The 13,379-nt window shown below is 70.0% G+C and carries 13 protein-coding genes; 6 read left to right on the forward strand and 7 right to left on the reverse strand.

The window, feature by feature from the left end:
• Together G401_RS51220 and G401_RS0137980 are read right to left on the reverse strand one after the other, a co-directional pair.
• On the reverse strand, window positions 1-265 hold a 265-nt coding region (locus G401_RS51220; protein ID WP_157546706.1), incomplete at its 3' end, for a helix-turn-helix domain-containing protein.
• Window positions 266-390: 125 nt separating this feature from the next.
• On the reverse strand, window positions 391-771 hold the full coding sequence (locus tag G401_RS0137980) for a (R)-mandelonitrile lyase (protein WP_027346600.1): 381 nt from the start codon (window positions 769-771) through the stop codon (window positions 391-393).
• A gap of 114 nt (window positions 772-885) precedes the next feature.
• On the opposite strand from G401_RS0137980, the gene G401_RS0137985 reads away from it, so the two are divergent.
• Window positions 886-1,857, forward strand: coding sequence for an aldo/keto reductase (locus G401_RS0137985; RefSeq protein WP_027346601.1), 972 nt, complete (start codon window positions 886-888; stop codon window positions 1,855-1,857).
• A 608-nt stretch (window positions 1,858-2,465) separates the two neighbouring features.
• On the opposite strand, the gene G401_RS0137990 is transcribed toward G401_RS0137985, so the two are convergent.
• A complete protein-coding gene (locus G401_RS0137990; RefSeq protein WP_027346602.1) occupies window positions 2,466-2,864 on the reverse strand; it encodes a hypothetical protein in 399 nt (132 codons plus the stop codon).
• A 371-nt stretch (window positions 2,865-3,235) separates the two neighbouring features.
• Between G401_RS0137990 and G401_RS0137995 the strand changes: the two genes are divergently transcribed.
• Window positions 3,236-4,303, forward strand: coding sequence for a hypothetical protein (locus G401_RS0137995; RefSeq protein WP_027346603.1), 1,068 nt, complete (start codon window positions 3,236-3,238; stop codon window positions 4,301-4,303).
• An 85-nt stretch (window positions 4,304-4,388) separates the two neighbouring features.
• Complete coding sequence (locus G401_RS51225; protein WP_034594381.1) at window positions 4,389-4,655, forward strand: hypothetical protein; 267 nt, start codon at window positions 4,389-4,391, stop codon at window positions 4,653-4,655.
• 190 nt (window positions 4,656-4,845) lie between these two features.
• Here the strand turns inward: G401_RS51225 and G401_RS58735 are convergent, their stop codons facing one another.
• From G401_RS58735 to G401_RS0138025, 4 genes are all read right to left on the reverse strand, one after another.
• A complete protein-coding gene (locus G401_RS58735; RefSeq protein ID WP_051367875.1) occupies window positions 4,846-7,386 on the reverse strand; it encodes an ATP-dependent Clp protease ATP-binding subunit in 2,541 nt (846 codons plus the stop codon).
• A 141-nt stretch (window positions 7,387-7,527) separates the two neighbouring features.
• Window positions 7,528-8,367 carry a hypothetical protein gene (locus tag G401_RS0138015; protein WP_027346605.1) on the reverse strand — a complete coding sequence of 280 codons (840 nt, stop codon included), beginning with the start codon at window positions 8,365-8,367 and terminating at the stop codon, window positions 7,528-7,530.
• Window positions 8,364-8,879, reverse strand: coding sequence for a SigE family RNA polymerase sigma factor (locus G401_RS51235; protein WP_051367876.1), 516 nt, complete (start codon window positions 8,877-8,879; stop codon window positions 8,364-8,366). Before G401_RS51235 ends, G401_RS0138015 begins: the two co-directional genes overlap by 4 nt.
• A gap of 113 nt (window positions 8,880-8,992) precedes the next feature.
• Window positions 8,993-10,090, reverse strand: coding sequence for a DNA glycosylase AlkZ-like family protein (locus G401_RS0138025; protein WP_027346606.1), 1,098 nt, complete (start codon window positions 10,088-10,090; stop codon window positions 8,993-8,995).
• Window positions 10,091-10,188: 98 nt separating this feature from the next.
• Here G401_RS0138025 and G401_RS0138030 point away from each other — a divergent pair, with 98 nt between their 5' ends.
• The 3 genes from G401_RS0138030 (at window position 10,189) to G401_RS51240 (ending at window position 13,374) form a co-directional block, all read left to right on the forward strand.
• Window positions 10,189-10,893 (forward strand): response regulator transcription factor, encoded by a 705-nt coding sequence (locus tag G401_RS0138030; protein ID WP_027346607.1) that lies wholly within the window; start codon window positions 10,189-10,191, stop codon window positions 10,891-10,893.
• Complete coding sequence (locus G401_RS0138035; protein ID WP_157546765.1) at window positions 10,890-12,290, forward strand: sensor histidine kinase; 1,401 nt, start codon at window positions 10,890-10,892, stop codon at window positions 12,288-12,290. The genes G401_RS0138030 and G401_RS0138035 overlap by 4 nt, the downstream gene beginning before the upstream one ends.
• A 64-nt stretch (window positions 12,291-12,354) precedes the next feature.
• Window positions 12,355-13,374 carry a lysylphosphatidylglycerol synthase transmembrane domain-containing protein gene (locus G401_RS51240; protein ID WP_051367877.1) on the forward strand — a complete coding sequence of 340 codons (1,020 nt, stop codon included), beginning with the start codon at window positions 12,355-12,357 and terminating at the stop codon, window positions 13,372-13,374.
• Window positions 13,375-13,379: the final 5 nt, after the last annotated feature.

A 13,379-nucleotide genomic window follows, 5' to 3' on the forward strand; every position in this document is an offset into this window, starting at 1 on the left:
TGGCCGGCTTGGGCCGCGCCCGAGCCGTTTGTGCCTTCTCCTGTGCCCACTGTGCGGTGTACCCCCACCGATACAACCCGCCCCGCGTCGAGCCCAGCGGATTCTTCACCCCGTGCCGATGCGAGTTATGACGATCCAACTCCCGCCACACCGTCGAAAAGTCGGTACCGACCGCTACCGCGATCTCCTCGAACGTCGCACCCTGCCGCCACAGATTCTCGATCACCAACCGCAAATCCGCCGTCAGCACATGAGCCCTCGCCACCCGCGACCCCTCTCAACCAGCCAGCACCAAGAAGGTCAACGACCCACTTGCACCGACCGGTTGAGAGGAAGCGGGCATTCCAGACGGAATTCGGGACATTCGCGCAAGATCGTCGGGGGCGACGGTCAGGAGTACTCGGCGTCGGTGACGAGGTCGCCCCATTCGGACTCGGGGCCGGACTCGGGGGCTTCCCAGATCGCCAGGTGGGTCATGAAGTGGTCGGGCGCCGCGCCGTGCCAGTGCCACTCGCCGGGCGGGGTGTAGACCGTGTCGCCGGCCCCGATCTCCAGGATCTCGCCGCCGCGGGACTGGATCCGGCCGCGGCCCTCGGTGACGTGGACGGTCTGCCCGACGGCGTGGCTGTGCCAGGCGTTGCGCGCGCCCGGCGCGAAGCGGACGACGTTGACCCGCAACCGCTCGGTACGCGCGACCACGTCGAACCAGGCATCGCCGGTGAACGTCTCGGCGGGCGCCTTCACGGTGGGTTCCTTCTTGCGAAGTTCCATGGTCCCGACGTTACGGCGCGGGCGGCCGCGCTGCCGGGTGGAACTGATACCCGGATAAGTCCGCGGGACTGGGATAGACATGGAGTCGAACCATCTCGAAGAAGGAGACACTCCATGCAGTACGCGCGCCTGGGCAGCTCGGGTCTGAAGGTCAGCCGGATCTCGCTGGGCTGCATGAGCTTCGGCGACACGTCCCGGGGTTTCAACGAATGGGCTCTCGGCGACGAGGCCGCCGAGCCGGTGTTCCGCCAGGCCGTCGAGGCCGGGATCACCTTCTGGGACACGGCGAACGTCTACGGCAAGGGCTCCTCGGAGGAGATCGTCGGCCGGGCCGTCCGCAAGTACACGTCGCGTGACGAGATCGTGCTGGCGACCAAGGTGTTCTTCAAGATGCACGACGGCCCGGGCGGCTCCGGGCTGTCCCGCAAGGCGATCTTCGAGCAGATCGACGCGTCGCTCGGCCGCCTCGACACCGACTACGTCGACCTGTACCAGATCCACCGGTTCGACCCCGAGACGCCGGTCGAGGAGACCATGGAGGCGCTGCACGATGTGGTGAAGGCCGGCAAGGTCCGCTACCTCGGCGCCTCGTCGATGTGGGCCTGGCAGTTCGCCGCGATGCAGCACGCCGCCGAGACGCACGGCTGGACGAAGTTCGTCTCCATGCAGAACCAGTACAGCCTCATGATGCGCGAGGAGGAGCGGGAGATGTTCGGGCTGCTCGCCGACCAGGGCGTGGGCAGCATCCCGTGGAGCCCGCTCGGCAAGGGCAAGCTGGCCCGGCCCTGGTCGGACCAGGGCACCCAGCGGGCGGCCACCGACCCGCTGCACGCGCGCTACCCGGAGGAGCTCAACCGGCCGATCGCGGACGCGGTCGAGCAGGTCGCCGCGGCCAAGGGGATCCCGATGGCGCAGGTGGCGCTGGCCTGGGTGCTGCGCAACCCGGTCGTGGTGGCGCCGATCGTCGGCCCGACCAAACCGCATCACCTGTCCGACGCGATCGCCGCCCTCGACGTCACGCTGACCGACGAGGAGGCCGCGATCCTCGAAGCGCCCTACACCCCGCGCCAGCCCACCGGCTTCTAGGAAGATCAAGTTCAAGATCTTTCTGTCCCGGGTCCGTCCGGATCGGTCTGGGCCTCGATCGAGTGCCCGGATTCTGTAGTAGTGGATCTCCATAGCATGATCAAGTTCCCTGGAGCTGCGGAATCGGCCCGCTTTCTGCATGACTTGGGAACTTGATCATGCTTTCTCGCCGTCATCGATCAACTCCGTCGAGTGGTCCCTGTCGAGCGGTCCGCCGTGGAGTGATCACTTACCACTATTACGGCAGTCCATGGCGGACAGCCTTGATCAAGTACCGTCTATTCGGCAGGGGAGCGCTCTCCCGCCGTAATGACGGTACTTGATCAAGGGAATCGGCGCCGCGGTGCCGTAATAGCGGTACTTGATCAAGGCGAATGGCGTCAGCGCCGCAGGGATGGATCTTCCGCCAGGCGAATCGCGGGAGCCTTTTCGCTTCGGCGGCAGCCTCACCAGTCCACATGCAACCGAGAGCCCTTTTTGCAGCCATGATCCATGTGCGCATCTGGGCATGGCGTGGCACAGGACGATGGCCGGCGCACTCGTGGTGAGTCGCGCCGGCCGTACGTCGCCGTCTCGTTATGTCGCGCATTCCGCCTGTCGGCTGGTGATCAGCGCTGTCGGGCCGCCCCTCTTCGCCAAATATTGATCAAGGTTACGGTGGCCCAGGCCCCCGCGGTCGCTGAGACGCAGACCACCATGATCACCGGGGTCAGCCAGACGACCAGCGCGGGGGCGCCGACGATCTTGAGGAATCCGCCGACGATGACGGCTGCCATCGCGCCCAGCATCAGGGCATACGCCATGGCGAGCGGGGAACCCGTCTGGGTTACTCCGTGGGTCTTGACGCGGACGGCGAGGGAATCGTCACTCGCCGTACTTTCCGCGTCGATCGCGACCGTGGTGAGCTGCGTCAACTCGATCACGTCGAGATCGCCAGGAGGCGTTTCGAGGCTGAGGTCGCTGTAAGCGACCGGGGCCTCTGCCTCCTTTGTGTACTTAGTATCCATCCTCGCTCCGGGGGATAGAGGTTGTGGCGCGCCCCGGACGGGACGCGCCGGATGGTGCCCGTCGAGGTCTCACGGTACGACTTGTATGCGTCTGATGCAGCATCGGGCTGCTTTTGATCAAGCTTCTGTGAATCTTCTCACATGACGAAGGCTGCCCCAAACCCGCCCTTCCGCTTGACGGGAGCTGTACCCCGGCGCATCCTGGTAGTCACGCCTGACCGTTGTCCACGAAACGCGCGGACGCGCGCACCCCTCGGCGGGGGGCGATGTCAAGGTGAGGCTGTGAATCAGGGCCGTTCGGGAACCACCCGGGGCGATCGCCGCCGGCGGCGGTATCCGAGCAGACCTACCGCGGAGCAGAGGAGTACGGGATGTGCACGCAGCGAACCGTCAGTGCGCCGTTTCTCATCGTGCTCCTGATCGACGCCTCGGTCTCCATGCGCCCCTCGGAAGAGCTCCGTACTGCCCATGCACAGTCGTGGGCGGACGCCCTTCTGCATGTCCAGGACGCCTTGTCCGAGGGTGCCGACCCGGGCGCGCACCCGTGGCGTCTCGGCGGTGGAGTTTCAGCGATCATCGGTCTCGCTGCGCCGAACGTCGTGCACCTGTGGGACGCTCCCGGCACGGGGAAGACGTTGCATTTCTACATGCTCGTGCGCGCCGCAACGGCTGCTCGGCGAGAGGAAGCGATCGCCGGCTGTTCCTGGCCGGTCGACGCGAGCCGCGAGGATGCCCGGTCGTACGCGTCTGATCCGCAATTTGGCGCGTACTTGCTATGTGGCACAAGGGAACTGGCAACGAGCGGAAGTCTCGCCAGGTACTTCGTGAACGCCGGACGGGACGACCGGCGCCGACTGTTGATCGAGCTTTACGCATTCCTCTCCCCGGTCGTGTATGCCGCGGTGACGAGGAGCGCCGAGGCACGCTACGGGAGCCATGCCCACTCGGCTCCGGTCATGACGCCGCTGCGGCCGGACCGCCTCGACTGGTTCCAGGACGACTTGGCGGCGACGTTGGCCGACCTTCACGGTTGCCGCCGTTGGCAGCGGTGGGCCTTGCCGCATCCCCGTATCCCGCACTGGCTTGCTCGGGCGATGTGGGCCGATCCGGAGTTGTTGGAGCCGGCACTGCAGATGCTGGCTTGGGCCGGGGTGAAGGCGATTGCCGGGGCTGACGGGTACGGCGGGTATGTCGAGCGGCCCCTGGGGCGCAAGCAGTTCCTCGATGTCGCCTTCCGGGAGGGGCTCCGTGTCCGGTCTCGGCATCGTCGATGCTTGCGTCGAGTGGTGAAAGAAGACAATGCCAACGGACGGAGAACCCGTCCTTCATGGGGCCGGCGGCATGGGATCGCCGAATGCCGGAACGGAAGCTGGGTACCGTACGGAAGGCGAGTCCGACCAGGCTCCGCGCAAGCAGGCCGGCTGCCCGTCGGCCGGTGACGATGGTTGAGCAAAGGGTTCACCAGCGCAATCGGATAGACCCATTCGACTGCGAAGCGTGTAGATCTACGGAGGCGAACTTATTATGACGGCCAAGACCGGAACTGCCGGGGGACAGGTCACCGAGTCGGCCGGCAGCACGGCGGAGCGGGTAACCGTCAACCTGAGCCCGCGTGCGTCGGAGGCGCTGGCGCGCATCGCCGCACGCAATGGCGCATCCAAAACGGAGACCATCAACCGTGCGTTGACGGCCCTGGACGTCCTTTACGCCACGCAATCCGGCGGGGACATCGTGATTTACGTCCGTGACGAGAACGCCGGAGGCGAGCTCATGCGGATGACGATTCTCTAGCCGCCCGTATTCTCTGCGTTTCCCCGGAGCTCCGGAGAATGAGACCGTGACACGTTCGTGGCAGGACGCGTCGGATGGCGCCCGTCAGCATCATCCCGGTGGAACTCTCCGCCCTTGTTGCGGATCGCAGACGGAGCGGCACCCCGGTCGCGGCCGGAGTGCCGCTCCGATCCGTTGAGCAGTTCATTGTCTAGGGTCGGGCGCCTTCGAGGTGCTGACTCTGATGGGGCGTGAAGGTCAGGTGGCCTTCGGTCGCGTCCACCCGCAAGGTCTGGCCCGAGGTCACGCTTCCGGCGAGGAGCATCTCCGAGAGGTGGTTGTCCACCTCGCGCTGGATCGTGCGCCGCATCGGCCTCGCCCCGTACGCGCGGTCGTAGCCGTGCGCGACCAGCCAGTCGATCGCGGCCGGGCTGAACTCGACGGTGACGTTCTGGGCGTGCATGCGCCGGCGGGTCTGCTCCAGCATGAGATCGGTGATCTGGGCGACCTCGCGCGCGTCGAGGCGGCTGAAGATGACGATCTCGTCGATCCGGTTGAGGAACTCCGGTCGCAGCTCCTCGCGCAGCCGCCGCATGATCCGGTCGCGCATGTCGGCCCCGGCGCCGGCGTCGGCGTTGAAGCCGAGGCCCGGCTCGTCGGTGATCAGCTCCGAGCCGAGGTTGCTGGTCATGATGATCACGGCGTTGCGGAAGTTGACGGTACGCCCCTGGCCGTCGGTCAGCCGCCCGTCGTCGAGGACCTGCAGGAGCAGGTTGAACACGTCCGGGCTGGCCTTCTCGATCTCGTCGAGCAGGACCACCGAGTACGGGTGGCGGCGTACGGCCTCGGTGAGCTGGCCGGCCTCCTCGTAGCCGACGTAGCCGGGCGGGGCGCCGATCAGCCGGCTGACCGTGTGCCGCTCCTGGAACTCGCTCATGTCGAAGCGGATCATCCGGTCCTGCTCACCGAAGAGCACGTCGGCCAAAGCGCGGGCGAGTTCGGTCTTGCCGACGCCGGTCGGGCCGAGGAACAGGAAGCTGCCGACCGGGCGGTCCGGGTCGGCCAGGCCGGTCCGCGACCGGCGGATGGCCTGGGCGACGACCTGTACGGCCTCGTCCTGGCCGACCATCCGCTCGTGCAGGCGGCCTTCGAGGTTCGTCAGGCGCTCCTTCTCCTCCTCGCTGAGCTGGTGCGCGGGGATGCCGGTCAGCCGGGCCACGACCTCGGCGATGTCGTCGGAGGTCACCTCGGCCACGCCCCGCGGCGCGCCGCCGCCCTCGTTGAGCGCGGCGATCTGGGCGCGGACGGCGGTGATCTGGTCGCGCAGGTCGCTCGCGCGCTCGTACTGCTCGTCGGCGACCGCCTGGTCCTTGTCCCGGGCCAGCATCTCCAGGCGCTGTTCGAGCTTTTTCGCGTCCCCGCCGGGGGAGTGGCTGCGCAGCTGCACCCGCGCGCCGGCCTGGTCGATGAGGTCGATCGCCTTGTCCGGCAGGAACCGGTCGGTCACGTACCGGTCGGAGAGCTGGGCCGCGGCCACGAGCGCCTCGTCGGTGAACCGTACGCCGTGGTGCGCCTCGTACCGGTCGCGCAGGCCGCGCAGGATCTCGACGGTGTCCTCGACGCTCGGCTCGGGGACCAGGATCGGCTGGAACCGGCGTTCGAGGGCAGCGTCCTTCTCGATGTAGCGGCGGTACTCGTCGAGCGTCGTGGCCCCCGCGACGTGGAGCTCACCGCGGGCCAGGGCCGGCTTGAGCATGTTGGCCGCGTCGGTCGAGCCCTCGCCGGATCCCGCGCCGACCACGGTGTGCAGCTCGTCGATGAAGATGACGAGCTCATCGGAGTGCTTGCGGATCTCGTCGATCAGCGTGGTCAGCCGCTCCTCGAAGTCGCCGCGGTAGCGCGTACCGGCGACCAGCGCGGTCACGTCCAGCTGCACCAGGCGCTTTCCGGCCAGCGTACGCGGGACGTCGCCGTCGACGATGCGCTGCGCGAGGCCCTCGGCGATGGCGGTCTTGCCGACCCCGGCCTCCCCGATGAGCACCGGATTGTTCTTCGTACGCCGGGCCAGCACCTCGACGCACTGCTCGATCTCGGAAGCCCGCCCGATCACCGGGTCGATCTCGCCGGCCCGCGCCAACGCGGTGAGGTCACGGCCGTAGCGGTCGAGGGTCGGCGTACTCGAATCGCGGGTGGACGGGGACGAGGAGCGCGCGTCGGCGTCGCGCAGGGAGTCGATGGTGACCCCGCGCGCGGCGAGCAGGCGGCCGGCGGTGGTCTGCCGGTTGACGATGAGCGACAGCAGGATGTGCTCGGGGCCGAGGTAGGACGCGCCCATGGTCTGCGAGATCTGATGCGCCTGCAGCAGTACGCGCTTCGTGCCCGGCGTGAGCGCGGGCGGCTCGTCCACCGGCTCGCCGCGCTTGCCGTCGCGTTCGATCTCGTCGGCGAGCGCCTGCGGGTCGGCGCCGGCCCGGCCGAGCAGCCCGCGCAGGGGCTCGCGCTGGGTGGCCGCCCAGAGCAGGTGCTCGGTGTCGAGGTCGTGGCTGCCCCACGCGGCGGCCATCCGGGACGCGTCGGTGACCAGCTCGCGGGCGTCCTGGCTCATCATGCGCCCGAGGTCGACGCGGCGCGGACCGCTCGACCCGCTCGCGCCGCCGAGGAAGCGCTGCAGGAACTGCTCCAGCGGATCCTGGCCGAAGGAACCCGAACCCCAGTACTCGGTCGTCACGATCGTCTCCCCCTGGGTAGGCATGCGAACCCTGGTACGCCTACCCGGGGGAGCGGCGGCGAAACGCCGGTGGGCGACCCAGCCGAGTCTAAGAAGGCGAGCCCTGCTCCCGGGCGGGTTCCGGGGAACCCGTCACGTCCGGGAGCAGGGCCGCCGTGCGGAGGATCAGCCGAGCGTGGGGGCCGTCACCTGCACCGGCGTCCCGTAGTCGGAGAAGGTCAGGCCCGCGGTGATGATTGCCGGCGGCTGCGCGCTGGGCGGCGTGTAACCGGGCTTCTGCCACCTCACGGCCCGCTTGAACTCGACCTTCGCGATACGGCCCTTGCCGTCGACGACGACCTCGCCGGAGTAGTGGTCGGAGGCGCGGTATTCGTCGAGGGCGGGGGAGAACTCGAAGCCGAAGGTCTTCTTGTCGATCTGGGTGATCGTCACCCCGTCCTTGCGCAGTTCGTCCAGGAGCGCGTCCGGGTCGGCCGAGCCGCTCAGCCGGTCGCCCAGCGAGGCGTCGTACTGGAAGGTGTCGTGTACGCCGGGCACCAGCCGCCAGTGCTCGACGCCGTCGAGGCCCGCGTCGCCGACGTACAGGGCGCCGTCGACCACCCGCTGATCCTCGTATCCGGGGCCTTCGCTGTAGTCGCGGTGCAGGAATCCCTGCTTGGTCACCGGGTCGTACGCCCCGGTCGCGGCCGGAGCGAGGTTGTCCCGGATGGTGAGGCGGTAGCTGGTCGACCGGCTCGCGGTGATCGCCGCCACCAGTTGCGTACGCGCGTCGGCCGCATCGGCCGTGATCGCGGGCCGGTCGCCGGGTGCCGACGGCTGGGCGGCCACGCCCACCGCGGTCAGCGCTCCGGCCGCGAGGACGGCCAGCGACGTGCCCGCGATGACGGTACGCCGACGCCGGGCCCGCCTGCCCCGTTGCAGCAGTTGACGGGTGTCCGGCCCGGCCGGGTCTTCGTGGTGCGCGAGTTCCCGCAGGTGGCGGGAGAAGAAGTCGTTCTCGGTCATGATGCCGTCTCCCAGGCTGGTTCGGTGATGACGTGACGGAGCCGGGCCATCGCCTTGGCGTGCTGGCTCTTCACGGTTCCTTGGGTGCACCCGAGCGCGCGGGCGATGTCGCGTTCGGAGAGGTCCTCGTAGTGCCGCAGCACCACCACCGCCCGCTGCCGGGGCGGCAGGGCGCGCAGGGCGTCGCGTACCACCAGGGCTTCGGCGCTGACGGTGTCGTCGCCGGGCCGGTCGGGCAGGTCGGCCACGAGGCTCTCCCGGCGGCGGCGCCGCCAGTGCGAGGTGTGGTTGTTGACCAGAACCTTGCGCAGGTACGCATGGAGATCGTCGGTACGCGAGAGCCGCCGCCAGCGTTCGTAGATGCGTACCAGGGCGTCCTGGAGCAGCTCTTCGGCGAGGTGGCGGTCACCCGTGAGCAGCAGCGCCAGGCGGAAGTGCCGTTGCCAGGCGTGCTCGACGAAGGCCACGTACGCCGCGTCCGCGGTCGTCGTCGCCTTGGTTCGTTCTGTCACGGTCCTTCCACGGCGGTCGGCCGTCGCCGGTTGCCCGCGATCCGGGAGTTTTCCGCTGAGCCGGAAATCAGCCGGGAATCAGCCCGGGAATCAGCCGGGAGCCGGCCGGTCGGTCAGTCGGGCAGCCGCAGGTCGAGCTCCAGCCAGCGGGCCAGATCCTTGATCTCGGCGCCGATCTCGGCCCGCATCTGCCGGGTGAACTTCTCGTCCTCGTGGACGGCCGTCACGCGCAGGACGCCGGCCTTGCGGTCGGCGGCGGCGTCGAGCTTGCCGACCAGCCGGTCGCCGAACAGGATCGGCAGCGCGAAGTAGCCCCACCGGCGCTGGGCCGCGGGCTTGTACATCTCCAGCTGGTACTCGAATGCGAAGATCTCGGCCAGCCGCCTGCGCTCGTGGACCAGCCGGTCGAACGGCGAGAGCAGGGCGGCCCGGCCGGTGAAAGGCTGTCCCAGCTGCTCGGGGTCGACCCGCCACTGTCCCTTGACGCCTTCCACGACGGCCGGTTCGCCCGCGTCGCCGACGTCGGCCGGCTCGACGGGCATCTGGGCGGTCTTCGCCCGGGCGATGCCGAGCGCCCGCAGCCGCCGCTCGTTGCGCCGGGCCAGCGCCTCCCCGGCCGGGACGACCGGATCGTCGGGGTAGACCTTGGCGGCCAGGTCCCAGAGCCGCTGCCGACCCTGCCGGCCGGCGATCGCGACCTGGCCCATGGTGCTCAGGAACTCCAGCATCTGGGTCACGTTGCGGTCGTTGGTCCAGCCGGTCGACTCCCACGGCACGACGCAGGTGTCGGGCAGCGCGCGCGACGGCAGCGGGCCGGAGCGCGCGAGCCGGTCGAGGATGTCGCGGCGGCAGGCGTCGTTCGACCTGATCCACTCTGCCCGGAACGCCTGCCAGGACAGGCCGGGCTCCGGGAAGGCGGCCATCTCCGCCCGGTAGAGCGTGATGTCCTCGGCCGGCCGGATCAGCGCGTTCAGCTCGACCAGCCGCCGGTCGCGCAGATGATCCGCCAGCTCCGCCGTCCGGTACGCCGACCCCAGCCGGCTGAACAGCACCAGGTCGGCGTTCGGCGCGATCGCGGCCGTCGGGTCGAGCTGCAGCAGGGTGAGCCGGCGGACGACCGTCAACAGGTCGGCGGGGCGGTCGGCGGCCAGCAGCTGGGCGCGTACGGCGATGCGGCGGGCCTGCTCGCGGGTGAGCTGGTGCGGGGTCACGGCCCGAGACTATGCCGACGGGCCGACAAATCCAGCCCCGAGCTTGCCGCGCACCCGGTACGCCCGCTTGGATCAGACCGGGCAAGGGAAGGAAGCACATGCGCATCCTGGTGGTGGACGACGACGCGGCCGTACGCGATTCGCTGGCGCGTACGCTGCGGTTCGAGGGGTACGAGGTCGCGACCGCCGACGACGGGCAGCAGGCCCTGACGGCGGTCGCCGGCGGTGAACCCGACGCGCTCGTCCTGGATGTGAGCATGCCGGCCCTCGACGGCCTGAGCGCGTGCCGCCACCTGCGATCCGAGGGCGTCTTCGTGCCGGTGCTCATGCTCACCGCCCGCGACGGCGTCGGCGACCGGGTGGCCGGGCTCGACGCGGGCGCCGACGACTACCTCGTCAAACCGTTCGCCATGCAGGAGCTGCTGGCCCGGCTGCGGGCGCTGCTGCGCCGGTCGGTGCTCGTGACGCAGCGCGAACCGGCGGCCGGCGGCACCGAGGGCTGGCTGTGTTTCGAGGATGTACGCCTGCATCCGGGCACCCGCGAGGTCCGCCGGGGCGACCGGGCGCTGCGGCTGACGCGTACGGAGTTCTCGCTGCTGGAGGTGTTCCTCAAACATCCACGGCAGGTACTCACCCGCGGCACTCTGTTCGAGCACGTGTGGGGCTACGATTTCGGCGAGACGTCGAACAGCATCCATGTCTACCTCGGCTATCTGCGCCGCAAGCTGGAGGACGACGGCGGTACGCGGCTGCTGCACACCGTGCGCGGCGTCGGATTCGTTCTGCGGGAGGAACCGCTGTGATCCGCTGGTGGCGTCACCGAACCCTGCACACCCGCCTGTCGTTGCTGGTCACCGGCGCGGTGGCGATCGCGGTGGTGCTCTTCGCCTGCCTGGCGTTCGCGGCCGTCGCCGAGATCCAGCGCCGCCAGTTGCAGTCGCAGCTGAACTCGGCGGCGGCCGCGGTGGCCGCCGCACCGGACCAGTGGCGCTCGACGACGGAGTACCGGCTGCCGGGGGCGTACGCGGAGGACGACAAGCGGCCGCACGATCTCGGGCCGCGCTGGCAGGTGCTGGCCGCCGACGGGCGGGTGGTGAGCGGCTCGACCAGCCCCGTTCCGGTGACCCCGGCCGCCGAGCAGGTCGCCGAGGGCCGCCTCGACCGGGTGCAGGAACGCATCACTCTCGACGGCAACAGCTACCTGATGCTGACCGTGCGGGCCAACGGCGGCGGCGCGGCCCAGATCGCGATGAGCCTGGAGTCCGCGAACCGTACGCTGGGCCTGCTCGGCGGGCTGCTGCTGATCGGGGCGGCCGTCGGCATCGGCGGGGCGGCGCTGCTGGGGCGGACGGTGGCCCGGGCGGGCCTGGTTCCCGTGCAGCAGCTGAGCCAGTCGGTCGAACGGGTCGCCGTGACCATGGACCTGACCGAGCCCGTCCCGGTACGCGGCGTCGACGAGATCGCCCGGCTGGGCCGGTCGGTCAACATGATGCTGGCCGCGCTGGACAATTCCCGCCGGGCGCAGCGGGCGCTCATCGAGGACGCGAGCCACGAGCTGCGTACGCCGCTGACGAGCATCCGGACCAACATCGAGCTGCTGCTGGCGGTGGAGAGCCGCCCGGAACTGGCCCACCGGCTGCCGCCCGAGGAGCGCACCAAGCTGCTGCGCGACCTCGAAGCCCAGGTCAGCGAGCTGGCGACGGTGACGACCGAGCTGGTCGAGCTGGCCCGCGAGGAGTCCTCCCGGGAACGCATCGAGCCGGTCGACCTCGCGGCCGTCGTGACCGTGTCGGCGGACCGCGTACGCACCCGGGCGCCGGGCGTGGCCATCGTGACCGACCTGGCCCCGGTGACCGTCGACGGCCGCCCCGGCGAGCTGGAGCGCATGATCGTCAACGTGCTGGACAACGCGGCCAAGTGGAGTCCGCCGACCGGCGTCGTCCACACGCGACTGACGGTCGACGACGAGGGCCGGTGCACGCTGACCGTCGCCGACGACGGGCCCGGTATCGACGAGGCCGACCGGCCGTACGTCTTCGACCGGTTCTACCGGGCGCTGGGCGCGCGGGCCATGCCCGGCTCGGGACTGGGCCTGGCGATTGTGGCGCAAACCGTTGCACAGCACGGCGGAACGGTCAGCACGGGACCGAACGCCCCGCACGGCACGGTCATCACCATCTCCCTGCCGGTCCTGGACTAGGTTCTCACGCATTTCTTAACCGCCCGCCGCCGGTTCTCTCACGAACGAGGTGGATCGTGTAACCGTGACCGAGCCGACCCCGCGCCCCCGCCGCCGTTGGTGGCGGCTGGGCCTGCTGGTCGTCGGGCTCGGCGTGGCCGCCTGGACGCTGCGCGGCCGGCTGCCCGACCCGGTCGCGACGGCGGCCCAGCTGCGCGACGCCCGCCCCGGCTGGCTGATCGCGGCCGCGCTGCTGGAGACCGCCTCGATGTGCGCGTTCTCCGAGCAGCAGCGGCGGCTGCTGGCCGCTTTCGGCGTACGGATGACCGCCGGGGTCTCGGTCGCGATGACCTACGCGCGTTCCGCGATCGCCACCGCGCTGCCGGCCGGCGCCGCCATCTCCGCCGGGTACGCCTTCCGCCGCTTCCGTACGCACGGGGCCAGCCAACCGGTCGCGGCGGCGGTCATGGTGCTGTCCGGCGTCGCCTCGATCACCGGCCTGATGCTGCTGTACGCCGGCAACGTGCTCGCGTACACGAGATTGATCTATGTCTTGGCGGCCGGCGCGGTGGCCGGTATGTGGGCGCTCGCGTTGTGGCAGCGCAAGCGCGATCCGGCGGTGGACCTGGAGCCGCCGGCGGCCGAAGGGCCCTGGTGGCGGCGCGTGCTCGCGGCGGTGCGGCACACGCTGCTGCTCGCCGCGGCCGTCCCGGTACGCCGCTGGGGGCAGGTCCTGCTGATGGCCGCGCTGAACTGGCTGGCGGACCTGGCGTGCCTGGTGATGGCGCTGCACGCGGTCGGGGTGGACGTTCCGGCGCGCACGGTCGCCACCGCCTACTTCGCCACCCAGCTCGTACGCCAGATCCCGCTGACGCCGGGCGGCATCGGGGTGATCGAGGCCAGCCTGATCATTTCGCTGACCGCGGCCGGTGCCGCCGAGGCGCCGGTGGCCGCGGCGGTCATCGTCTACCGCCTGCTGTCGGCGTGGCTCATCATCCCGGTCGGCCTGGCCTGCGCGGCGATCGACCGCAACGGGCGGCGGGCCGCCGATGACGGGGACGAGCCGGCGGGTTCCGATTTGGAGCCTCGCGAAGTGCCGGTATGACACCG

Origin of the sequence: Hamadaea tsunoensis DSM 44101 (assembly GCF_000428945.1) — a bacterium.
Classification (GTDB): domain Bacteria; phylum Actinomycetota; class Actinomycetes; order Mycobacteriales; family Micromonosporaceae; genus Hamadaea; species Hamadaea tsunoensis.